Source organism: Bifidobacterium sp. B4142 (assembly GCF_026537325.1).
Taxonomy (GTDB): domain Bacteria; phylum Actinomycetota; class Actinomycetes; order Actinomycetales; family Bifidobacteriaceae; genus Bombiscardovia.
This window is the reverse complement of record NZ_JAFNMJ010000002.1, coordinates 43,178-66,268: the sequence shown is the minus strand read 5'-3', so window position 1 is coordinate 66,268 and position 23,091 is coordinate 43,178. Positions and strand designations below refer to the sequence as shown.

At 56.5% G+C, this 23,091-nt stretch carries 14 protein-coding genes, 1 tRNA gene and 2 pseudogenes; 6 read left to right on the top strand and 11 right to left on the bottom strand.

What is annotated here, in order from left to right; all coding sequences use genetic code 11:
- Positions 1-51: 51 nt before the first annotated feature.
- Positions 52-2,136, bottom strand: a complete 2,085-nt coding sequence (locus J3U06_RS04770; protein WP_267400745.1) for a beta-galactosidase — start codon at positions 2,134-2,136, stop codon at positions 52-54.
- A 480-nt stretch (positions 2,137-2,616) separates the two neighbouring features.
- Here J3U06_RS04770 and J3U06_RS04765 point away from each other — a divergent pair, with 480 nt between their 5' ends.
- Positions 2,617-3,204 (top strand): TetR/AcrR family transcriptional regulator, encoded by a 588-nt coding sequence (locus J3U06_RS04765; RefSeq protein ID WP_324123885.1) that lies wholly within the window; start codon positions 2,617-2,619, stop codon positions 3,202-3,204.
- A gap of 78 nt (positions 3,205-3,282) precedes the next feature.
- Here the strand turns inward: J3U06_RS04765 and J3U06_RS04760 are convergent, their stop codons facing one another.
- The gene (locus J3U06_RS04760) at positions 3,283-3,936 is read right to left on the bottom strand and encodes a sugar O-acetyltransferase (RefSeq protein WP_267444481.1); all 654 of its coding nucleotides are present in this window, start codon (positions 3,934-3,936) and stop codon (positions 3,283-3,285) included.
- Between the two features lie 85 nt (positions 3,937-4,021).
- Positions 4,022-9,298 carry an acyl-CoA dehydratase activase-related protein gene (locus tag J3U06_RS04755; RefSeq protein WP_267444480.1) on the bottom strand — a complete coding sequence of 1,759 codons (5,277 nt, stop codon included), beginning with the start codon at positions 9,296-9,298 and terminating at the stop codon, positions 4,022-4,024.
- Between the two features lie 504 nt (positions 9,299-9,802).
- Between J3U06_RS04755 and xseA the strand changes: the two genes are divergently transcribed.
- Together xseA and J3U06_RS04745 are read left to right on the top strand one after the other, a co-directional pair.
- A complete protein-coding gene (xseA, locus tag J3U06_RS04750) occupies positions 9,803-11,077 on the top strand; it encodes an exodeoxyribonuclease VII large subunit (protein ID WP_267444615.1) in 1,275 nt (424 codons plus the stop codon).
- A 106-nt stretch (positions 11,078-11,183) separates the two neighbouring features.
- On the top strand, positions 11,184-11,507 hold the full coding sequence (locus J3U06_RS04745) for an exodeoxyribonuclease VII small subunit (protein WP_267400747.1): 324 nt from the start codon (positions 11,184-11,186) through the stop codon (positions 11,505-11,507).
- 8 nt (positions 11,508-11,515) lie between these two features.
- Here the strand turns inward: J3U06_RS04745 and J3U06_RS04740 are convergent, their stop codons facing one another.
- Positions 11,516-12,541, bottom strand: coding sequence for an endonuclease/exonuclease/phosphatase family protein (locus J3U06_RS04740; RefSeq protein ID WP_267444479.1), 1,026 nt, complete (start codon positions 12,539-12,541; stop codon positions 11,516-11,518).
- A 195-nt stretch (positions 12,542-12,736) separates the two neighbouring features.
- On the opposite strand from J3U06_RS04740, the gene J3U06_RS04735 reads away from it, so the two are divergent.
- Positions 12,737-12,809, top strand: a tRNA-Arg gene (locus J3U06_RS04735).
- 448 nt (positions 12,810-13,257) lie between these two features.
- On the opposite strand, the pseudogene J3U06_RS04730 reads toward J3U06_RS04735, so the two are convergent.
- The 3 genes and pseudogenes from J3U06_RS04730 to J3U06_RS04720 all read right to left on the bottom strand — a co-directional run.
- Positions 13,258-13,590: pseudogene (locus J3U06_RS04730) on the bottom strand (VOC family protein); the annotation flags it as partial.
- Positions 13,591-14,104: 514 nt separating this feature from the next.
- Positions 14,105-14,737, bottom strand: a pseudogene (locus J3U06_RS04725) (GyrI-like domain-containing protein).
- 690 nt (positions 14,738-15,427) lie between these two features.
- The gene (locus J3U06_RS04720) at positions 15,428-16,327 is read right to left on the bottom strand and encodes a LysR family transcriptional regulator (RefSeq protein WP_267400750.1); all 900 of its coding nucleotides are present in this window, start codon (positions 16,325-16,327) and stop codon (positions 15,428-15,430) included.
- A gap of 134 nt (positions 16,328-16,461) precedes the next feature.
- On the opposite strand from J3U06_RS04720, the gene J3U06_RS04715 reads away from it, so the two are divergent.
- Complete coding sequence (locus J3U06_RS04715; protein ID WP_267442696.1) at positions 16,462-17,049, top strand: NADPH-dependent F420 reductase; 588 nt, start codon at positions 16,462-16,464, stop codon at positions 17,047-17,049.
- A gap of 271 nt (positions 17,050-17,320) precedes the next feature.
- On the opposite strand, the gene J3U06_RS04710 is transcribed toward J3U06_RS04715, so the two are convergent.
- The 4 genes from J3U06_RS04710 to J3U06_RS04700 form a co-directional block, all read right to left on the bottom strand.
- On the bottom strand, positions 17,321-17,767 hold the full coding sequence (locus J3U06_RS04710; RefSeq protein WP_267400752.1) for a hypothetical protein: 447 nt from the start codon (positions 17,765-17,767) through the stop codon (positions 17,321-17,323).
- An 87-nt stretch (positions 17,768-17,854) separates the two neighbouring features.
- A complete protein-coding gene (locus tag J3U06_RS09375; RefSeq protein ID WP_416378868.1) occupies positions 17,855-18,034 on the bottom strand; it encodes an AIPR family protein in 180 nt (59 codons plus the stop codon).
- Positions 18,031-19,095: an AIPR family protein gene (locus J3U06_RS04705; protein ID WP_267444477.1), complete on the bottom strand. Its 1,065-nt coding sequence runs from the start codon at positions 19,093-19,095 to the stop codon at positions 18,031-18,033. Before J3U06_RS04705 ends, J3U06_RS09375 begins: the two co-directional genes overlap by 4 nt.
- 457 nt (positions 19,096-19,552) lie before the next feature.
- Positions 19,553-20,878 (bottom strand): tyrosine-type recombinase/integrase, encoded by a 1,326-nt coding sequence (locus J3U06_RS04700; protein WP_267444476.1) that lies wholly within the window; start codon positions 20,876-20,878, stop codon positions 19,553-19,555.
- 997 nt (positions 20,879-21,875) lie between these two features.
- Here J3U06_RS04700 and J3U06_RS04695 point away from each other — a divergent pair.
- A complete protein-coding gene (locus J3U06_RS04695) occupies positions 21,876-22,967 on the top strand; it encodes a hypothetical protein (protein ID WP_267444475.1) in 1,092 nt (363 codons plus the stop codon).
- Positions 22,968-23,091: the final 124 nt, after the last annotated feature.

Here is a 23,091-nt window from a genome sequence, read left to right as displayed (position 1 = left end):
ATTGATAACTCATAAACTGATAGCTTTGCAGTCAGTCAGACTGAAGACGGTTTACCGAACAATGATCGCCAGTTCCCAAGGGCCGATGGTCATGGACTGGCCCTGATCCACATGCGCCTGAGGATCAGCCTGCCCGTCTGCCACCAGCAGATGCCCACCATAGGGTGCGTCCAGCTTGACCTTCTTCGATGAATAATTGAGCAGGTAGGCGACCTGCTCCCCCAAGGCGTTGGTGCCCTCACGCACGGTGACCAGGCCGGCCAGATCCCGGGCAGGACCGCTCAGGCCAGCCACATCCGCCGCATCCGACAGCAGCAGCCGCATACCCTGGGCCGACGGTAGAGTGCCAATCCACTCCGCGCTGCCGCGACCGTAATCATGACGGGTCACAGCCGCATACCGCCCCCAGACCGGGTGGTCATAGGATGCCAGAATCTGAGTGTCGGGACGCGGATTCAGCAGCTCAATCAACCCCTGGCAGGCCGGCCCGGCCTGGTCGGTCCCATGCAAATCCAGGGTAAGACCCTTGCCGGGACGGGTGAACTGGTTGTAGTCGATGCCGAACACGTCGATCAGCAGATGCGGTGCCTTGTCATGCCAAACCTTGAGGTTCTCGTCCGCCACAAAGGAGCGCAGCGTGGCCACCAAGTGACCTCCCTGATGAACGTAATCGGCCAAGACCCTCAGCGTATCCTCATTGGTGCTGTACAAGGCTGGAACCACGATCAGGGCATAGCGACCCAGCCGGGACCGGTCAGCCTTGTCACTGATGAAATCGCACTCGATGTTGAGCTCGAAGAGAGCGTCGTAGACCCGTCTGATCACATCATTGTAGGAGATCTGCCCCTGTTGACGGGGGAAGCCAGTCTCCAGGGAGAACCAGTCCAAAGCGGTCAGGGAGTCGTTGCCCACCATGATGGCGACCTTGTTGCGCTTTTGGAGGTTGATCAGACGCTCCCCCACACCCTTTTGCGCTATCTGCCTGCCGAACTGGCCGGCCTCCTCATAGGTGGGGTTGGGTTCCATGTCCTGTGAAAGCAGCCCCTTCCAGTAGGTCTCGAAGGAGTTGTGGATGGAATGCCAGTGCCAGTACATGACCCCGTTAGCGCCCGATGCCAAATGGCTGTATGCCTGCAGCCGCAGTTGGCCTGGGTAGGGCAGCCAGCCGTTCTGCCCCTGGGCTTCGGTTTCCAGGACTAGGTAGTTGGCGCCGCCCTTCAGACTGCGGTTCATATCCCCGCCAAAGGCGATCTCCTTGCCGGTCAGGTTATCCTCCGTGGGATGGTAGATGTCCACACCGGCCACGTCCAGGCATTCGGCCGCCTCGAAATGATCGACGGCTGGCTGGATGCCGTATGACCAGCCCGGGCCCCAGTCGAAATCGAAGTTGTGGGTGACGAATTGGTCCTCGCGGGCATATTCGCGCACAATGCCAGCCTGCCAGGCCAGGTAACGACTGACCTGGCTTCGGCGGAAGCGGTCGAAGGCCGAACCCAAGGATGCATTGATGGTCCCGGTCAGATCGGGAAAGTCCTCCCAGGAGTCAATTCTGTTGGACCAGTAGTCCAGGCCAAAGGTAGCATTGAGACGATCCAGATCATCATCAAATCGCCGTCGCAGATCCTTGACGAAGAGCCGCTGCACGTCGGGCGATACACAGTCGTAGTACTTAGTTTCGTTGTCTACCTGGTAGCCGATCACCTGGGGGTTATCGGACACATGACTTATCAGTTTGCGTATGACGCACTCGCCATAGTACCGGTAGGAGGGGTTGACAATGTCCATGATCTGGCGAGCGCCATACCGGTTGTGGCCGTTGGGGGTGTCCGCCAGAACATCCGGATGCATGGCAACCAGCCAGGCGGGGACGGCATAGGTGGGCGTGCCCACGATGACCTGGATGCCGAAGCGTCCTGCGGCATCCAGCACACGGTCCACATGGCTGAAGTCGAATACGCCGGGCTGGGGTTCCAGAGTGCTCCAGGTGGATTCGGCGATACGAATGGTGGTAATGCCCGCGGACTTCATCATGGACATATCCTTGTCCACCCGCTCATAGGGCATGTATTCGTCGTAGTAGGCGCACCCGAAGATGAGCCTGTCCGGAAGGCGCGTGCTGCCCGCATTGTCTGACATGATGAACTCCAATCTTGATTTACTGGACTCAATTCATAGAACGAAGGTGTTAAAGGACCGCGGCTCCAGCTTTGACTGGAAGCCTTGGCTTTCTTCGCTAGTCCATTCCGGATAGGTTGACGGCTCCGAGGAGTCCTTATGCACCTGCAGAAGTTCGGAATCACCCAATGCCTGGGTTGTTGAGTCGCTCATGGTGTCGATATCTTTCAACTAGTCTTCTCTGACACTCCAATGGCGGAAAAGCCATATCTACCAATCATTAGATAATGATATACCTAACAGTTATTCAATGGTTCTGTCAAGTCAACGACTCTATGCAGGGCCGCGGGTGCCACGACTTCTTTTCTCTCCCCAGACGAGTCGGAACCCTTGTGCTGTTACCAATACGCCCCATGTACCATAAGTATCAACATGTCCAGGAGCAGTGAAAAGGAGTCGCAAGACCAGACAATGACGAGCCGTACCAGAAAATCACCGGAGGTGAGAAGAGCGGAAATCACACAGGCCGCCGCCCACCTCATCAGCCAGCATGGGTACAACGGCATATCGCTCAAAGACGTCGCTGACATGGTAGGGATGTCGCAACCGGGCGTCCTCCATTATGTGGGCAGCAAGGAAGGCCTGCTCTCACTCCTGGTCACAGACATCTACGATGCCTATGGCACCCCTGAGGAATTCCTGCAGACAGGCCTTCCGGGATCCGACCCCGAACATCCGCATCTCCCGGCCTATTTTGACTATTTGGTCGCCCACAACGCCAGCCAGCCCGAACTCACACAGCTTTATACAGTCCTGGAAACTGAGGCTGTAGCGACCAACCATCCCTTGCATGATTATTTCATCCGCAGGCCGGCAGAGGTCTGGGAGCGCTATTCCGAATTCCCATGGCTGCTTCCCAAAGGCATGGAGTGGGCAACAGACATGCGGGTCAGGGTGAGGATGAGTCTGGAAGTCATGGACGGCATACAGATACGGCTGCTGCGTGGGCCGAAAGTCGACTACATCCAGGAATGGGACCGGTTCAAGGCGCTGATCTTCCCCTCACCACTCTGGGATGGATATCGCTGATCAGCTCAGATATTGCGGTGGCCAAACGACGGCTGCCAGACACCAGCCGGCAGGGAGGGCCAAAGAGTCAGCCATCAGTCAGCCAGCTTGATCCATCTTGAAAGGTCGGGCATCATAGGGCGCCTGATACCGACGATCCCTCCAGAAGTATTCATAATCGTGGTCATTGATGGGACGGACGACCTTACAAGGGTGGCCATAGGCGACCACGTTAGAGGGGATGTCCTTGGTGACCAGGGACCCTGCCCCGATGACCGTGTTGCCTCCGATGGACACTCCTGGCATGATGATGGCGCCTGCGCCGATCCACACATTCCTGCCTATGCTGACCGGGGCCGAGAACTGGGGCGTTCCATAGGCACGTATATCGGGGCGAATGGTGTGCCCGGTGGTGACGATGGTGACATTGGGTCCGAACATGGTGTGGTCGCCTATGTCAATGCGTCCATCGTCAACCAGAACCAGGTTGAAGTTGGCGTAGCATCTGCTCCCCCAGTAGGTGTTGCAGGCCCAGTTGGCCCGCACTGGTCCCTCAATCCAGCTGCCTTGGCCAAAGGAGCCGAACATCTTTTTGCAAAGGTTCTGTTTTTTCTCCGCCTGGCTGGGACGGCAGGCATTGAACTCGAAGACCAAATCCTGCTGGGCGTCCTGGACCTGCTTCATTTCAGGCGTATCGGCAATGTAGATCTGGTCGGTGTCCAGCAGAGCCTTGATCTCCTCGCGGCTGGTCATGGTAAGCCCCTCTTTCCTTGATCTTCGTGGTTCAGCAGTTCCGAGGCCGCTGCGTTAGCTCCAGACGCCGGCCTCAACCTGGTATCTACAGACTCTCCAGAACCTTCTCTTCGTCCTGGACGGGTGCTGCCTGCCCAGCATCCAGGCCGGTCGATCCCGCAGGCTGTGATTCCACGGCATCCTTGTGGTCCCGGCTGAGTGTTTGCTGGTCGCCCGGCTTCTTGGCAGCGGCGATCATCAGCTTGATCCTGTTGAGCTGGTTGGCCTCCGATGCGCCGGGATCGTAGTCGATCGAGACGATGTTGGCCTCAGGGTAGGTCCTACGGATCTTGCCGAACATGCCACGTCCTGTCACGTGGTTGGGCAGGCAGGCGAAGGGTTGCGCGCAAACGATGTTGGGGGCGCCGGACTGGATCAGTTCAATGATCTCTCCGGTCAGGAGCCAACCCTCTCCAGCCTGAACGCCCAGGGAGGTGACTGATGCGGCCTTTTCCCTCAGCTCACTGATATGGGCGGGAATGTCGAACTTCCCATGGGAAGCCTTGAACCCGGCGATCATGGGGGCGCGGTAGGCATCCGCCGCCTTCAGGACGATCTTCTTGACACCCACCCGGCCGCCTGTGCCCAGCATCTCCTCGTTCCATTCGGCGTTTGAAATGCCGTTGACCATGAAGTCACAGACACCGGGGAGCACGGCCTCGCAGCCCTGGCTCTCAATCAGGTCGACCACATGGTTGTTGGCATCTGGATGGTACTTGACCAGGATTTCGCCTACTACCCCCACACGAGGCTTGCGGGGAATATCGCGCAGCGGCAGCTGGTCGAAAGCCCGGATCATCCTCTTCATCAGCTTGCGGTAAGGCAGATATCCATGACCGTAGACTTTCTTGGCAGTCTTGGAATACCCGTGGTTTTCGATGGTCTCTTTGCAGATCGTGTCCCAAAGCTTGTAGAGCCTGTTGGCTGATCCTGGCTCCTGCTCGTAGGGACGGACCCTGAGCAGGCACTCGATCATGGCATCGCCCAGATAGAAGGCCTTGACAGCACGATGCAGCAACGCCGGGGTTACCTGAAGGCCGGGATTGGCCTTGAAGCCCTGCACGCTCAGCGTGATAATCGGCACATAACCGTAGCCCGCATCAGCCAGGGCCTTGCGCAGAAGGCCATAGTAGTTGGTGGCCCTGCACATGCCGCCGGTCTGTGTGACGATGACCGCGCACTTGTGCGGGTCGAACCTGCCGGAAAGGAAGGCGTTGACCAGCTGCCCCACCACGATGATGGCCGGGAAGCAGGCATCGTTGTTGACGTATTTGACACCGGTGTTGATGTCTTCGGCCGTGGCATGCTTCAGAAGCTCGAAGTGGTAGTCGGCGCTGGAGAAGACTGCCTCCAGGAGAGAGAAGTGCACAGGGGACATCTGCGGTGCCACCACTGTGAATTTGTGCCCCATCTCCTTGGTGAAGCGATGCTCTGTGGCGTACTTGGACAGGGTCGGTTTGGCGGCGGCTCCGCTAGCCTGGACATCCTTGCCTTGGTTGTCGGCTTCTTGCTTCTTCTGCTGCGAAGCCATGGCCTCCCGGATGGGCCTGACGCCCATGGGATGAAGGCCTATCAGACCCTGATCGCTCTTATCGTGCAGGGCCACGAACCGGGCCAGAGCCACAATGTCGGCCTTGCGCTGAGATAGGTTGATTTTCTGCGCGTTGGTGGACCGGAACCCATCGGATTTCTGCTTGTCAGACGCACCTGCATCCATTACTGCAATATGGCTGGCAGACTCTTGAGATTCCTGAGAATCATGGGAATCAGATGGATCCTCCGCCTGAACAAGGTCAGGCAACGAATCAACTTCCTTGGCTCCGGCCTTCACATGCGCCTGCTCCATAACGGGGGCTTCCTCCTGGTCTTCGCTGTCCTCCTGGGCCAGACCCCGCTGGTGACGTTCGTCCATGGCGGCCTTCAGCGAGCGCAGACGGATCTTGGCTGCACCCAGGTTGGAGACCTCGTCGATCTTTAACTGCGTGTAGACATCGCCCTTGTCAGCTAGAATCTCCTGGACCTGGTCGGTGGTGATGGCATCCACACCGCATCCAAAGCTGACCAGTTGGACCAGCTGCAGGTCGGGATACTCGGAGACGAACTTGGCGGCCGAGTAGAGCCTGGAATGGTAGGCCCACTGGTCGGTCACCCTCAAGGGCATCTTCTGATGATCGTCACCGAAGCTTGGTACGGTCTTGCGGAACTTGGCGGCCGTGGGGTTGTTGGAGGCCAGCGCCCGCTCACCTGCCGCTGGAATGATGTAGTCACTCAGCTTAGGCAGGTCATGTACGTCCAGCTCGCAGATGGAGTCCTCGGAGAGCACGGCCATGCCCAAGGAGCAGATGGTTTCGGGAATGCCGTGGTTGACCTCGGGATCCACATGATAGGGGCGTCCGGACAGCACCACGCCTTTGACCCCATACTCCTGCATGTAAGCCAGAGCGCGAAGCCCCTCCTGGCGGATGTCCTCCTTGAACCGGGCATCCTCCCTGTAGGCCTCCTGAACGGCGATCCGGGCCTCCTCCTCGCTCACCTTGGCCCAGTCGAAGACCTTGACGATCCGCTCGACCATCTTCTCCTTGTTGGACAGGTTGAAGTAGGGCCGCATGAAGCGGACACCGTTCTCCTTGAGCTCGGCCATGTTGGCCTCGATCACCACCGGGTAGTTGGCCACGATGGGGCAGTTGTAATGGTTGTCCGTATCGGGAACCAGCTCCTGCTCGTAGGTGACGCAGGGATAGAAGATGGTCTTGATGCCCTTGTCCACCAGGGAGTGGATATGCCCGTGGACCAGCTTGGCCGGGTAGCAGATGTTCTCGGAAGCGATGGACTCCATCCCGCTCTCGAAGAGCTCATGGTTGGAACGCCCCGAGATCATGACCCGGAAGCCCAATGAGGTCAGCAGGGTGAACCAGAAGGGGTAGTCCTCGTACATGTTGAGCACACGTGGAATGCCGATATCGCCCCTGGTGGCCTTGTCCGGGGTCAGACGGCGGTAGGCGAAGGCCCGCTTGTATTTGAAGTCGTAGAGGTTAGGCCTGTCGGAGCGCTTGCGGTTCTTGTCTCCGCCACGTTCGCAGCGGTTCCCAGTCACATAGCGGCCGCCATCTTTGAATTCGGTGATGGTCAGCTTGCAGTGGTTCTGGCAGAGCTTGCAGACATCGTGGGTGGTGGTCATGGAGAGGTTATCCAAGTCGTCCCCTGCCAGGATGGAGCTGGCCACAGTCAGATCCTCGATCTCTTCATTCTGCGGGCAGTGCATACGGGCCGTGAGTGCAGCACCATAGGCTCCCATGAGCCCAGCAATGTTGGGCCTGGTCACCTTGCGGCCGGTCAGGAGCTCAAAGGCCCGCAGAACGGCATCATTGAGGAAGGTCCCTCCCTGGACAACGACCACCGGCCCCAGAGCGTTGGCATCACGCAGCTTGATGACCTTGTAGAGGGCATTCCTGACCACCGAGTAGCAAAGACCGGCGGCGATATCCTCCGGGGATGCGCCCTCTTTCTGAGCCTGCTTGACCGAGGAGTTCATGAATACCGTGCAACGGGAGCCCAGATCGGTCGGGGCCTCGGAGGCCAGCGCCTGCTTGGTGAAGTCTTGGATGCTGATGCCCATGGATTGGGCGAAGGTCTGCAGGAAGGATCCGCAGCCTGCCGAGCAGGCCTCATTGACGCAAATCGAATCAATGACCCCATCGTTGACGGCAATGTACTTCATATCCTGTCCGCCGATGTCGATGACCGAGGTAACGCCGGGGCTGATCTCCTCGGCTGCCCGGTAGTGGGCCATTGTTTCGACCACACCCTCGTCAACATGCAGACCGGCCTTGACCAGACCCTCACCATAGCCAGTAGCGCAGGCGCGGGCGATGTAAGCGCCCTCCGGCAGGGACTTCCTGACCTCCTTGACGATGTTGGCGGCAGCGATCAGCGGGCTGTCCTTATGCACCCCATAAGTGGACCAGACGATAGTCTTGTCGTCGTTGATCAGCACGGCCTTGATGGTCGTGCTGCCCGCGTCGATGCCCAGGAAATGCGGCCCCTTGGCCCCAGACAGATCTCCAGTAGGGATGACCTGGGACCCATGCCGGTCGTTGAACTCCATGCGCTCGTCTTCATTCAGGAAGAGCGGCCGGATCGTTCTGGCCGTCGAGGGCATGTTCTCCAAGCCCTTCAATGCCGAAAGGACACCATCCAGCGAAGTCAGTTCAAAGTGCATGTCTTGATTTTGGCTGGCATCCTTGGCGGTTTCGGTCGCCGGAACCTTATTTTCACCGTCCACCACGGTGGTGGTGCGGCCATCCTGCATGGCATCATGCAGAGCCATCTTGTCCAGGCTCGAAGCCTTTCCGGACCGTGCCCTGTCGACCTCCGCCTGGTCCAGTCCCCAAGCCGGGCCGAAGGGGTCGTTCACGTCGGACTCAGGCGAGTAGTCAGTCTTGACCTGCGCCGCGCTGTCCTGGTCATCCTGGTCGTGGCGACCAGCCATGATGGCAGCACCATAGGCCACATAGAGGTGTGCATTCTCGGGAATGATATAGCGGCTGACCCTGTCCTGGAGAATCCGCTTAAAGGCTTCCCTGAGCTCGCTCATAAAGAAGAGGGGCCCGCCCAAAAAGATTACGTTGCCGCGGATGGGACGTCCACAGGCCAGACCGGAAATGGTCTGTGTGGCAACGGCGTTGAAAATGGATGCAGCCAGATCCTCCTTAGCGGCTCCGTCGTTGATCAAGGGCTGGAGGTCGGACTTGGCGAAGACCCCACAGCGCGATGCGATAGGATAAATAGTCTTGTATTTGGAGGCCATATCGTTCAGCCCTGAAGCATCGGTGTTGAGCAGGGTGGCCATCTGATCGATGAAAGCACCGGTCCCGCCTGCGCAGGACCCGTTCATTCGTTGTTCCGGAGTAGGCTTTAGATAGGTGATTTTGGCATCTTCGCCGCCCAGCTCGATGATCACATCCCCTTCTGGATAGGTGGCGTTGATGGCCTCGGTCTCGGCAATTACCTCCTGGGCGAATTCAGCCTGAAGCTGGCTGGCCAGCTCCAACCCGCCCGAGCCGGTGATCACCAGACTGATGGGATTGCCGGCCAAACCAACCCGCGACAGGGAAAGCTTGATGTCGGTGACCAGTTCTGCCACGCACTGCCGCACATTGGCATGATGACGGCGATAGTCATTGAAAAGCGCCTGATCCAGCCCGTCGCCTGTGCCCAGAACCACGGCTTTGACTGTAGTAGAGCCGATGTCCAAGCCCACACGCAGGAGATCCCGCGGCCCTGTGCCCTTATATCGACCTGCTATGTCGACGCCATCAGACATGAAACAACCTCAATCCGTGAGACCGCCGCATGATGGGTTCAAGAAGCAGGAACCGCACCATATCCGGCTTACTCTATTTATGCTACCGCCAGAACGTAAATAACTTCTGCGATATCAGGAATCAGTGCTGTCTCCTTTGACACAGCCGCCAGGAAACCGCCTCTGCTGCAGGTAAGCCGCAGACTAGGGCAGGTGCATCAAAGCGTTGGTTGCAACCCTCGCCTTCCATGCTTTCGCCTCAGTTCCAGCCTGCTAGCGAGTGAAAGAAATGCCACTGTGCCCTCGGCGAAATCAGCTCAGGAGCAACCGGCAGAGGGCCTCTAGAGAGCCTCCAGAGCATATGGAATTGTCCCCGTATTGAGAGACCCTGAGAGAACGTTTCCTTCACTGACCAACCCGAATACCACCTGTACAGGCATGTCAGATGAGTTGGTCAGGCTGGCGAAACCGATGGTCAGGAGGCATCAGATGCGAGCATACATGGATGCGAACATGCAGGGGTCAATGGGTGCGGCGGCTGGCACATCCTCGTCAGGGCTGGCCCCCAAACCTCTTGACCAGCTGCCCCGCCTGGCGCGCGATACCACCGAGGAAGACCCGTGGCCGGTCAGTGTGCTCAGCCAGAAGTACCACGACGCGGTGGCCCGCTGGCCCGGAGCCTGGGTGGAGGGTCAGATCGTGGAGATCAACACCCGCCGGACAGGTTCGGCATACCTGACCCTGCGCGACAACTTCGAGGACATTTCCATCAACGTCATGGGATTCCGCGCCTTCGCCGCCCAGGCCCGGGAATTCCGCCAAGGCGACCGGGTGGTAGTCCACGGGCGGCCTGACCTGTGGATTAAACAAACCCGTTTGAGCTTTATGGCCGACCGGATCAAACGTGTAGGCACCGGCGACCTGAAAGAGCAGATCGACCAGCTCAGGCGCAAGCTCAAGGGCGAGGGCCTCTTCGATGCGGAGAACAAGGTTCCCCTGCCAGAATTCCCCCGGCGCATCGGCCTGATTTGCGCACCCAAGGCCAGGGCCGAGGGGGATGTGATCACCAACGCCCGTCTGCGCTGGCCCACTATCGAATTCTCAGTGGTGCACGCCCACGTCCAGGGCCCTCAGTGCCCCCCCGAGGTGGTCGAAGCCATCCAGAAGCTGGATGCTGATCCGGCTGTGGATGTGATTATTGTAGCCAGAGGCGGCGGCAGTTTCGAGGATCTGCTGGGCTTCTCGGACGAGTCCGTGGTCCGAGCCACGGCAGCCTGCGCCACCCCCATCGTCTCGGCCATTGGCCACGAGGATGACTGGACCCTGATCGACCTGGCGGCAGATCTGCGCGCCTCTACTCCAACCGACGCAGCCAAGCGGGTGGTGCCTGACCTAGTCGAGCAAGAGGGCATCATCCAGGAGGCCCGGATGCGCATAAACGCACGTATCGAAAATATGGTCGAAGGCGAGACGCGTTTGATTGAGGGATATGCCAACCGTCCCAGCCTGACAAGGCCACAGACCATGCTGGACAAGCCCCAACGGCTGGTCGACGAGTCTCTGGTCCGACTGGACATAGCCCTGCGACGGATCGTTGATGATGCCTCCCTGACCGTCGAGAAGCTGCAATCTTCACTGACCGCCCTCTCTCCCCAGTCCACCCTGGACCGCGGATATGCAGTCGTGCAGGCCCTGGACAGGAAGGTGGTCATCAGTCCCCAGCAGGTTCAGGCCGATCAGGATCTGACTCTGACCGTCAAAGAGGGACGCATCGAGACCAGGGTCATCGACGGGCAGTGACCGATTTGACGTAATCAGCCGCATATAATCAACCGCGATAAGCATCTGCGTCATCAGGAATTGGGATAACGCATCGGATAAGAATCAGACAAGAAGAGGAGCAGGCATGAGCGATACCGACGAAGAACAGACCCAGGAGAAAGCGAAGGAACAGCCGGTATTGGCCTCGGCCCTGAGCCAGAAGGAACGCGAAACCATCGCTAAATTGCCCTATGAGCAGGCCCGGGATCAGCTGATTCAGGCGGTTCAAGCGCTGGAAGCCGGCGGCCTGGATCTGGATGCCTCCATGCGTCAGTGGGAGATCGGCGAGGCACTGGCCAAGCGCGCCCAGGAACTGCTGGGCCAGGTGAGGGCCAGGCTCGATGCCGCCCAACAGGAACAGGCCAGCGCTGGGGCACAGGCTGGCACCCAGTCCAACTTGGAAGGCTGAAAAGCCCGCTACTCCACCATCAGAGTGGCCAGCAGAGCCGCGTGATCCGAACCTGCGATGGGTATGGCCTGCATCCGGCTGGCCCTGATGTCACGGTCCACTACAACATGATCGATGGCCGCCAACCTGGGCAGGGGGGCCTTGTCGGCCGGCCAGGTCATGCTCATGCCATGTCCGGCCTGACGTGCCCCATCGCTGAACCGCTCCCCCAACATGTCTCGGAAAACGGCATGGTCATAGGTAGCATTGAAATCTCCCATCAGCACATACCGGGTGTGGTCATGCTTTCGCAGAGTTCCCAGGTCGGATACGCTGCGTCGCCAGGCATTCCAGCTGCCCGGCTGCGGCGAGGTGGTATGGACTGAGACGAACCTGACGCTGGTCTTGCCTCTGCCGAAGTCGATGCTGGCCGCCGGCATCATGGAGGAACAAGATCCCACGTCATCCTTTGATGGCGACTGCATTGGCGCGGCCGTCCAAAGACCGTTGGCATATTCCTTCGAAGATGTGGAAAGCTGCTCGTGCGGCAGATATCGGTCGATGCCGGCCTTGTGCAATCGGTACACAAAATCCTTGCTGACCTCTTGCAAAGCCAGCACTTCGACCCGGTTGTCGCTGACGGTCTTGACTACCTGATCGGCTTCGGCCTGACCCTTGTAGACGTTCAGGGTCATGACCCGGGCCACATCATCGTACCTGTCGGGATGCTCAAGGGCTATGAGCCGATCAGCTTGCCCGTTGAGTTCGAACCCCTCCTGATAGAAGGGGTACTGCCAGTAGACATTCAGGGCCAAGGCGGCTATAAGCACCAAAGCCGTGAACCATCGTGAAGCCATCAGAGCCAGGACCAGGGCCAGCAGACCCAAAAGGACGAACCAGGGCGTCAGCGCTGCCAGATCCGGCAGATATGGGATCGATGACAGCCATGCCGGGCAGGCACGCGCCACTAAGGCCAGCAAGCTGACCAGCGCCAGCAGCCTAGCCGTCCACCCAAAGACATGCTTCACCAGGAAGGACCGTCTGAATTGCGCCATGGTTTCCTCCAGCTAATCATCGCCAGCTCGGCTCCCTTCCAAGGAACACACAGCCAGCTCGACCGTTGAGCAATTGTAAACCATGACAGTACGGCGGGCATGGATAGGAGGCTAACTTCTCCAGGAGGCGCACGGTCCTAGCCTGCACAGCAGCGACCTGCCCGAGTCGCACTTCGTGGTACAGTAGTTTCCGTTGCCCCGGTAGCTCAGGGGATAGAGCACTTCTCTCCTAAAGAAGGTGTCGTGCGTTCGAATCGCATCCGGGGCACTCTGACGACTCAGGCATAAGGAAATACCGGGTTTACCGTCCGATTCCGTGCTTTCATCATCTAAATTCCGCGTCTTCGGTTTCCCAACGACCCGACATCCATGGGCCGCTGTACCAATACCGGGGTGCCCACACATCGGCAAAGAAGATTTCGTCTTCGAAGATGAACAATCGCGCCGGGTGAGCATTTAGGACATTCCGGCAGCTGGAATGTCGAAGAGCCAGGCCAGGGTTGTCTGCTTAATCCCGGAGTAGCAGAAAGCAGCATCTTTAGTTGTATCGGAGCACAGCACCCTCATGCCGGACTTCATGCAATGGTTCCTGGCTCAGCCTGACGCGATTGAGACAAGCCGGAAGGCCTTTCAACCACGACGGGCCGGCCAGGAACGGGACTGGGACGGGATGAGGCATGCGGCCATTAGTAACTGGAAGGACCATCAACCTAATCTCACTCGATGATCAACATGTTCTGCTCATCGAATTTCCAAGCCTCAGAGTAAGCGACCTCCCAGTAATATCCATCCAGGTCCTGGAAGTAACCGCTATAGCCTCCCCATGCAACTGGCTGGGCCTTCTTCACGATTTTCCCGTTGTTCTTTTCCGCCAACGAAAGGAAGTCGTCAACCTCTTCCTTGGACTTCATATTGATGGCCAGCGTGAACCCCAGGAACCCCGACCTGTCCGTCGCCGGGGGGGGGGGGGTATTCTCGTCTACATCCTTCGCCAGCTCATCCAATGGGTACAGTTCCAACTTGGTTCCCTGGTTATCGAAAAAGACAACCGGTGGTTCCTTTTCATTGGCATATTAGGTAAACCCAATGGACTTATAGAATTCCATCGACTTAGAAATGCTCTTGACCCCAAGAGCTATTAAATTGATCCTGTTCACTGAAGCAACCCCTGTCATTCCGATTGATCTCAACATGTTCTTCACTGCAGGAATCAGATTAGCACAAATGTTCGAATGCAGCTCCTACCCTGCGCCAGCATCGTCCCACAACCCCGACATCACCTACCGGCACCAGCCCAACCCTGAAAGGCGACCAATCGGATTACCGAACTCGGCCTGGCAATCCTGATCGACGAAGCCCCCACGAAACCAATATCTTCATGCGCTGATCGAGCCCAGAGGAGACGGGAGCACCTTGTCGGCATCAACCCGGGCTGGAAGCCACCAAGCGGGGGTAAGCCAGGAGGAGGATGGGCGGACCAGAAGGTTGCTGGAGAGGCGCCGGAAGGTCAACGCCAATCCAAAGTTGGCGACGCCTTCCTCTTCCTCCCGACCGAGACCGAATCTACTGCCTGATCACAGGATGTCTGATCACGGTTTTCAGCTTAGCCGGGTCGCATTTGGAAGGATCGGACAGGTAGATCTTGTGGTGGTACCTATCCGCGGTGATACTGTCCGCATACCCCTGCTCCTGTGCGAAGGCATCCATGGCTTGGATCGTTGCGGGCTCATCGTCATAACCGCCGACATGCATGCACTGGACCCACAGGCCTTCGTCATAGGTGAGGAACTCCACTGGAGAGTAATCCAGCTTCTTCTTTCGGGTTGCCTCACCGATGGCCCACTCAACATCGGAGCGTTGAATGAAGTCTGGCAGCCTGTTAAGGGAGATCCACCCGAAATCCTCCTTGTGCGCGTAATCGACCCTCTGCGCACCGTCCTGCCACCAAAGCCCCTCCAGAGGAGGTACGACATACTCAAAGAAACCGTCAATCCTATGCGGCCCTTTGTAGCTCATCTTAAGGGTGTATGCCTCGCCATAGAGCAACTCAACCGCCTTACCGTATTCGCCGTCCTTCTAATTGGGATCGCCCTTGCCCCTGACAGCGAGGAAGTTCATCGTCGGGACTTCTATGATCGAAGGAGTCGACGATGGTCGATACAGTTCCTTGTATTCCTTCTTGAAATCAAAAGCCACGCTTTTCTCCTTTTCCAACAACGGTCATTCACCGTACATTTTCTTTTTGCCGCCCACACCTGATCAAACCTAAAGCCTTCGGAATGATCTCTCAACACACTTCCCCCAGCTTAATGCCATTCAATGCCAAGAAGCGCATCGTGTAATTAGTTGTTGTTTGGTGGTGTTTCTGATGGTGGGTTGGATACTCTGATGTGACTGTTGCTCTGGTAGGTTGATGGGTTGATGTCTGGTTATCTGGTGTTCGACTGGTGGGAAAGGTAAATGAAAATCCCTCCCCACTTGGGGAGGGACATCGTATCTGTGGTTACGCTGTGCGCCTGGCCGACTTGGGCAGACCTTCTTGTCGGCGAGACGCTTCGCCATGTTATCGAGCTCTTTGGGAGCCCGTGAAGGCCATGGCCGGATCGTCCTCCTGTCCACAAACGGCACGCCCATCTCGTCGACCACGACGACATCACCAAGCTCAACGACCGATACAGGAGCGTCTACGGCCAACCCTGAATACGATCAGCAAGTTCTGAACCATGCGAAGCGAGGCACCAGAACGGGAGGTGAAGCCTCCGTCCGGTCCCTCGCTTTTTGTCATCCATCCCAAGAGCGGTGACGAGATCGCATGCCTGCTTACTTATCAAGAGCACCTGAAGACTCCGATATGTAATCAATGATACTTCTGTACCAAACTCAAGATTAAGCATCCCTCTTCATGAAATGCCGGCAGAACTTCAGCAGGAGACGAATAGCGTTGGTCTGAGCCGCGCTGGGGAATGAACCTGGAATCAGGTAGACAGGAACCGTCAGGGGCGGGTCGATCGGCGCCGACCAGATACCCTGATATTCATGCTGTGACTCATAGTCCTCGTAGATCGGCACCCAGGCAGGCTTGTCGCAGATGGAGATCTGCGCAAAGGCGGCCTCGACCGTACTGAAGGCGAAGGCACGCGGGATGAGTTTCGGATCAACTTGGAATGCCTGCGCCACCAAATCCACCAACATGGGGTTCCTTTGGCGGGCAGTCAGGGCCATGGGAGTATGGCGCAGCGATTCTAGGGATATTCTGGAAGAGCCGAATGACTCATGCGCCCTGTTCACGGCCGCCACCAGGTAATCCTCACAGATTAGCTTGGAATCATCCATGGCCCCGGCCCTCCGACCGCGCAGGATCGCCGCATTCACTTGGCTGCTTTTCACCAGGGAGACCCTTTGAGCGGGCTTAGCTTCCATTATCTCCAGCTGCACTTTTTCAGCACGGAGGGCGTTGGCGACCTTGGTGATACGTTCCGTCATGCCCTTGCCGATGGCCAGCGATATGGTGACAAGGCCCTTGGTTTCCCGCCCGGAACCCACCTCACGGCGCAACTTACCCACGTCACGCATGACGGTGGAGGCAAGATCGACCGTGGTCCTTCCCTCGGTAGTAAGGCGCACTGCCCGGTGGGACCTGTCGAAAAGCTTCACTCCCAACTCGCGTTCTAGCCTGCCGATCTGCTCGCTGACCACCGATTGCGGCAGGAAAAGCGCCTCGGCAGCCCTGCTGAAATTCTCTTCCCGGGCGGCCGTAAGGAAAATCTCCAACTGCCGAAACTCCACTTGTCTTCCTTCTGCTCGGACAAATAACTATCGTAATCTACGATAGTTCACTTCGTGCTTTGACCCTTGTCACCGGTATCAGACCGAGAAATGATAAATAATGCAAACCGAAAACCACAAAGATAGGAAACATAATGTCAAACATGGTAGTTCTCGGATCTGGCGCCGTCGGCACTGGTATCTGCAAGGCCCTCCGTAACGCAGGGCACGCAGTCACGTCAATTAACACCTCCACCAGCAAGGAGAACGGCGCCACCGCCATTCGACAAGCGGACTTCGTCTTCCTTGCCATCCCCCTGAAGGCTGCCCTGTCCCTACAGGACAACTGGGTCGATGCCCTGACCGGCAAGACGGTCATCGACATGACCAACCCCCTCACCCCCGACTTCGCGAACCTCACCGTCGGCTTCAAGGATTCCGCCGGCGAACAGGTTACCAAGGCCCTGCCGAAGGCGAAGGTCGTCAAGGCGCTCAATGCTGTACTGGCCCCTAACCATGACCTGAGATCCTTCGAAAAGGGTCAGATGTTCGTCCCCGTCTCCGGCGAGGAAACCAGCGCCGGCACAGTCGTTGACCTGCTTCGCTCCATCGGATTCGATGCCCAATACGTCGGCGACATCACCTGCTCCCGGTATATCGAACCCATGGCCGAGGTACTGATCCGTCTGGCATACATGCAGAACCAGGGCACCGGCATTGCGCTGAAACTCATGCGCGCGTAACCCCTTTCTGCTCGAACTATTATGCAAGCGAGGTGGACACTTATGCATGCGTCCGTCTCGTTTGTTTGTCAGAATGATCGAACTGGCACAATTTAGGCAGATAGCACGTGGGTAGGGTATATTTGGAGCCGGTACAACAACCCTTGTGGTGCCAAAACCTTCTGGCTCTCCCACAACTGGTACTAAAGTTACAAATATGGAGGCTGTGCGCCCGCTGTTCCTTCAGCCCCCATATCCGACTTACAAGACGCTTATATAGCAAATCAATAAGTTAACCATTCAGTATCTCTTTGAATAGTTCGTCTTTAAATTCCTGACTTTTATACAGCTGATCGTTCTTCATTGTGGAAGAATCGAAATTCTTTGATACCTTCACAAATTTTTGTAACAGCTGCTTAAGGACATTATCTGATGGTTCATCTTTTAAGACTGAAACTGGTAATTGCTTAAAGTCTTCTGGACTCTTTACATTTGAGCTCTGCAAGGAATAATACGAATTCAAATAGAATCGAGCGTTTGTTGAATCAGATGATATATTCAGCGCTTCAGGTGTTTTCAAGAAAGCATCCACCTTATCCTGCACTTGCAGGGCTTTTAAGTACAAGGTGATATCTACATTCACAGGGAAAACCAAATCCCATCCTTTACCCCCACTTTTATTAAGGAAAGTCGTAGGACGAGCCCTTGCCTGATCAGGTTCAAGAAGCTTGTAAGCCATCACTGCTTGACTTAGCTCAGTTAAATTCCTTATCCTACGTTGAGGCTTGTGACTATTCTTATATTGGTACCTTCGACGCTCGTAGTATCAATCATAACCCGACAAATAGTTTTCGATTCTTATTTGTAACTCATCATTTGCATGAAGCTGCAGCTTTCGAATCGAGTTCTGGTTGTTTGTGCCTGTTATGATATCTTGTCTTATCCCCTCGTCTTTGCTGGTTATTACTCGCACTAATAAATATTCTTGGAGTCGTTTTGCGGTTATCGTTTTTCAGCAAACGCATCGTAGAGGGTATAAGAGGTTTGCAACCCATTAGCTATCAGAGGATTTTCTATAACCCACTCTGTATTGGTATTGTCATAAGTTTCATCTGCCAAAATAGTGATTCCGTTATTCAACCACCAAAAATGTGTATCGCTGTCCCTTGTCAGCGTTTTCTGAATTGCTTTATTAACATCAACCGCATGACCTGCATAACCCCTCACATTCTCTTCGAACATATCATCATCGATTCCGTTACCGCCCTTTTTCTGAATGAAATTCAAATAGTTCTCTAGCGTAACCAAAGCAACAAAGTTTTTGGGTTTCTTCCCATCCCCATTTTCCTTTAGATCATTTTCGATTATAGCTTGGTCGTATATATGTAACTTAACCTTGTGATTAGCAGATTGTGATCCAGCTCGGACAATTTGTATACAATCCCAATAGTCCACTTCAACCTTAGAATCTGTTGGCAGTAACTTCTTAACTGCATTTTTTAATACGTCTCCTCTTGAGAGGGCTAGTTCCGAAAGCTTGCCACGTGATCCAAATGAGACATAAATACAATGAACTCGCATTAAAGGCATAACGCTATATAAGGCACGCCGTGTCTCATTCAAATTGATTGCGAACCTTTTTATGCGATCGCTCAATCCGCTCTTTTCCAGCTTATGCAAATTAGAGCTCTGCGAGAGATCACTAAGCAAAAACTTCAACGCAGAACCCATTTTCGGCCAAACGTCAGCTCTCCAAGAGAAGCTATTCTTTGATTGAATAAAGTATAAATCAAGAGGCGTCCGCTTAGGCAGAAAATGGATATCTTTTTCGTCGAGGGAACCATTGGGTAGTAATTGTCCATTGAGCAATGCAAACAGAGAGTCAATACCCCCATCCTCACCACCTCCGACGATTCCGTCTTCAACAGCAGTATATGGTAATGAAAATCCCTTAAGCACCAAATGAGCAGAAAACGATTCAAAAAGCTTGGTCCTCTTCTCGCCCTGTGCAATCCTGATTATCCTCTTTAAACACTGCTTTAAAGTAATTAAATGCAACTTCTTCATCAGGTAACCGCTTAGCTTTTCCCTTTTTCAGCATGTCCTTTTTGAAATCACCGGCAGAAAGAATTACGCTATTCCAATCTGGTGAACATACATATACTAACAAAGCAGACCGATTCACTAAGTGAACCAGTCTACGTTCATCTGTTTGCTCATTAATTGTCTGGCAACTTGCGAATTTGCTGGCGGCAATTAGATCCACTTAGAGAAGGACATGCGTTAGTGATTACCTGCGATCAACATAAACTCCCGAATATAGACGATCTTCATCTGATTGCGTCACAAACTTTCGCGACGGCAGCAAATCCGAGCACATAGCCTGCAGCACTATCTGTGCCTGACCACGGCAGGCACCAACTATGCACACGAATTACACTGTCTAATCCGATGCATATTGGCAAGCGTCTTCAGGGGCGTGATTTGCCCCTGAAGACGTGCGGCAGCAAATGATCGACCTGATTCAGGTCGCCAGGGTGCGGGGCAGGCGGCCCCGCGTTTTGATTGCCTCCTCGCGCTGCATTGTTTGGATCTGCTCGAGTTCCAGTATTTTCTGGTCCAGCCTGTCCCGCTGCTCCCTGAGTTGTTCTATCTGGCTGGTCAAGGATGTATCCGATACGGGCAGGTAAGCATATGAGAGGTTTTCGACCACTTGGATCCGGTGTTTGGGTACGATGCGTTGGTAATGTCTGACGGCGATCTTCTCTGACGTGTGGCCCAGTTCGTCCATGGCCTCCCTCAGGGTGCCGCCCTCGATCATGAGCATGGTCGCATGCGTGGCGCGCAGCGAGTGGAAGGTGATGTCCGGTCTGCCTGCCTTGACGCGGGCCTTCCGGGACTGCTGGCCCAGCGTGGTCGGCGACATGACCCCGCTGGTTGACCTGACGGCGGGAAAGAGCATAGCCTCCGGCTCGTCGACGCAGTACCGGTCAATATGGTCGCAGATGGCCTGAATGTGCCCTGAGGGGATGGGCACGATCCTCATGCTGGGGAGGGTCTTCGTCGAGCCGAGCCTGCAGGGGCCGACGTCGTCCGGCCCTCTGCAGACCGAATGCCGCGCATGTAGAAGTCTGTGGTCCAGGTCGATGTCCCGGATCTGCAGGGTGCACACCTCCCCTGTCCTCAATCCGCCCACCAGGAGCCCCAGCCAGATGCTCAGCCTGGTGCGCGCAGGCATGGCCCGGGCCAGTCTGCCGGCCTGCTCCCGGGTGATCGGTTCCTGCTCACGTCGCTTGGAAGGCGCCGGCTCCCTGATCGGAAGGACGAACGGGTTACTGTCCAGCAGCGGAGGGCCGTAGGTAGGGTTCGAGGCCTCCTGCAGGACCGAATGCAGCACCTGGCACGCCCCGTAGAACGCCCAGGGACCCTCGGAGTGGTCGGCCTCATACCAGGCGCGCACTTCGGCGGTCGTGATCCCCGCGACTGGCTTGCCTTTGAAGTACGGCAGGAAGTGGGAGATGTCAGCTTTCAGGTTCCTCTTCGTTGAGCCCCGCAGGTCGGAATTACCGTTCCTTTTCCGATGGCTCAACCACTCCCGCAGGTAATCCTCGAACAGGATCCCCTTGTCCTCCGCTGGTTTGGTGTTCCTTTCCCTGGGGTGCTGCCAGTCACGTATCCCCTTCTTGTGCAGGACGACCAGGTAATGCTCTTGCTCCAGCCAAGCATGCGCTTCCGTACGGTATTCCGGCCCGAACTGCCTGCCGACCCTCCTGCCGTGGTCAAGCGGGTTAGGATACCCGCCAAGCCAGACGGTGACGCGCCCACTCCCGACCTTCTTTAAGGAAGACACTCCCCCACTTACTGCGAGAACGGGTCATAGCTCACCTTTCATGCTCATCGCTTCAACGGAACAAGACATGAAAGAGAGAACCGCAAGATTATAAAAGAGTCAATAATTCGGGGAGGGCACCCAAAAGCGTACCTATCGAGAAAACCCTGGGAACGCGCGCATCCCATGGCTTCCCCTCCCCTGGATAAACCCTTATCCAAGGCAAACAAATGACATGGACGGATAAATCAAATACCTCGACCACGAACAAAATCCTAATAATAAAGTAGCAACGCAACAGACCGTTTGAGGCGGAGGGAAAACTAAAGCTGACCATCAAAATGGAAATGTTCGAATCGCATCCGTAGCACTGTGTCGGTTCGGGTATGAGGAAATACTTGGGTTCCGTGGTTCCGACTTGATTCTGCGAACCTTGGAGTGCGCCCATTTTGCTTATGGTCTTCAGCACCGAGTCATCCGGAAGAGCTGCCGAAGCGGTGCCGGGTTAGTTGGCCACATGGACAATACCAGGAACAGCACATTCCGACTTGCCCTTCACCGCCAATGAAACATCAAAGACCGCAGTACGAGATAATTCGCCAGATCAGCACGCTGAGCAGAACACGCTTCCGACCCGCCTTGCACCAAACACCCCCCCCCCCGGATTGATTTCACTACTGTTTTAACCTGCAAAAAAGGCAGTTCACAAACTAAAGCCGATTTCGTGGCTGTCACAAGTGACAGCCGAAACAGCAATGCTCAAAATCATCCTCTCTTTAACGCGGGAGCTTTGGAAAAATCTGATACGGACACGGACCGGAGCGGTACACCTCCATGCCGAACTGCATGCAAGGCTTTAGGCGCATCCCTTGCTTTTCCCCGATTGAAGCAGACCGACTCCACAAGAAGGAAGGGGAACATGAAATGTGTTAGAAAGCATCCATGAATCCACCCCCCCCCCTACTTTGAGAAAGAAGCATGCAATACTCTAAAATAAGCAACAAAAGAAAGAGGGATCATGGACGAGGAACACACACCCGATGGCGGGGAGACTAGGACCCTGGCCGATGCCGGCGGATCCGGCGGCCAGCCTCCGCAGGTGGGTGATCCGGAGCCGGGCGGGGCCAGTCTGCCGCCAGCCATCGAACCCGAGAATGATCCGGGCCCGGCAGGGAAGCCCCGCCCGAGGTGGCTGGTGCCGGTGATCGTCGTGGTGGTCGTCGCGGTGCTGGCTGTGGCGGGCCTGGCTGTTTGGAGGGTGTCCTCGAACAGGAGCCACGACCGGGCCTTGGCGCAGTGCTCCCGGCAGGTGCGCGCTGTGAAGGGGTCGGAGCAGCGGGCCGAGGCGGCCTCTTCCAGCTACCTTCAGGCCGCGGCGGTGAAAGAGGATCAGGTCAAGGACGCGGAGACCGTGACGGATATGGCCAAGGCCGTCGGGAAGGCCAAGCACACCCAGGCCCAGGCCTTCAGATGCGAGGCGTCCATGCCCACAGACGACCTGCAAGCCATGGCCGGCAAGGCGAAGAGGATCGACGGCGTCTACCGCAGCCTGGACAAGGCGTCGAAGGCGGTGCTGGCCTCCCGTGACGCGAAAAGCCTTGAGGATGCGAAGACGGCCTTGAACGCGAAGAAGGACGAGGCATCAAAACTCCTGGGCGATTCCGACGGGAAAGTGGCGGACAACGCCGTCCGCGACAGCCTGCAGCAGGCCATCAGCCAGGCCGGCGGCATCAAAGGCGGCGAGGCGAAAGCCTACCAGGACGCGGCCGGCGCCCTGCAGTCGGCCATGGACCAGGTGAACGCCTCCATCCAACAGAAGAGCCAAGCCGACCAGGCCGCCCAACAGCAAGCACAGGCCGCCGCCCAGGCGGCGTCGGCGTCGGCCGCCCAGCAACGTTCGGCGCCCTCCAACAGCCCGGGGCGACAAGGCTCCACGCCTTCCTACCGGCCCTCATACAACCATGGCGGCGGGTCCGCGCCAGCACCTGCTGCGCCAGCAGCACCACAAGGAGGGGGAAGTGGTGGATTCGATTGGAACCAATGGAAGCAGAACCATAAACCGATAGGTAATCATGGGTGTAATCCAGATGGTTCGTGTGGTATCGGCTAACCGAATGTAGAGAATTTGCCGGCGGGACTGGTTGCTTTGGACGGTTCCCATCCCGCCGGCGTTACTTATGGGCGACCGTAACGGCCATTCCCTCCGCAGTAGCGGAAGGGAAACATCAATGGAA

What these genes read in the sequence shown, in the direction of transcription:
- J3U06_RS04760 (WP_267444481.1), bottom strand. Translation starts at nt 3,936, where the DNA reads ATGACCAGCCGCGAGGAGATCAAGGCTCTGCTGGACACCGACCAGATC.
- J3U06_RS04710 (WP_267400752.1), bottom strand. Translation starts at nt 17,767, where the DNA reads ATGGCTTACAAGCTTCTTGAACCTGATCAGGCAAGGGCTCGTCCTACG.
- xseA (WP_267444615.1), top strand. Translation starts at nt 9,803, where the DNA reads ATGGGTGCGGCGGCTGGCACATCCTCGTCAGGGCTGGCCCCCAAACCT.
- J3U06_RS04740 (WP_267444479.1), bottom strand. Translation starts at nt 12,541, where the DNA reads ATGGCGCAATTCAGACGGTCCTTCCTGGTGAAGCATGTCTTTGGGTGG.
- J3U06_RS04770 (WP_267400745.1), bottom strand. Translation starts at nt 2,136, where the DNA reads ATGTCAGACAATGCGGGCAGCACGCGCCTTCCGGACAGGCTCATCTTC.
- J3U06_RS04715 (WP_267442696.1), top strand. Translation starts at nt 16,462, where the DNA reads ATGTCAAACATGGTAGTTCTCGGATCTGGCGCCGTCGGCACTGGTATC.
- J3U06_RS04755 (WP_267444480.1), bottom strand. Translation starts at nt 9,298, where the DNA reads ATGTCTGATGGCGTCGACATAGCAGGTCGATATAAGGGCACAGGGCCG.
- J3U06_RS04695 (WP_267444475.1), top strand. Translation starts at nt 21,876, where the DNA reads ATGGACGAGGAACACACACCCGATGGCGGGGAGACTAGGACCCTGGCC.
- J3U06_RS04705 (WP_267444477.1), bottom strand. Translation starts at nt 19,095, where the DNA reads ATGAAGAAGTTGCATTTAATTACTTTAAAGCAGTGTTTAAAGAGGATA.
- J3U06_RS04745 (WP_267400747.1), top strand. Translation starts at nt 11,184, where the DNA reads ATGAGCGATACCGACGAAGAACAGACCCAGGAGAAAGCGAAGGAACAG.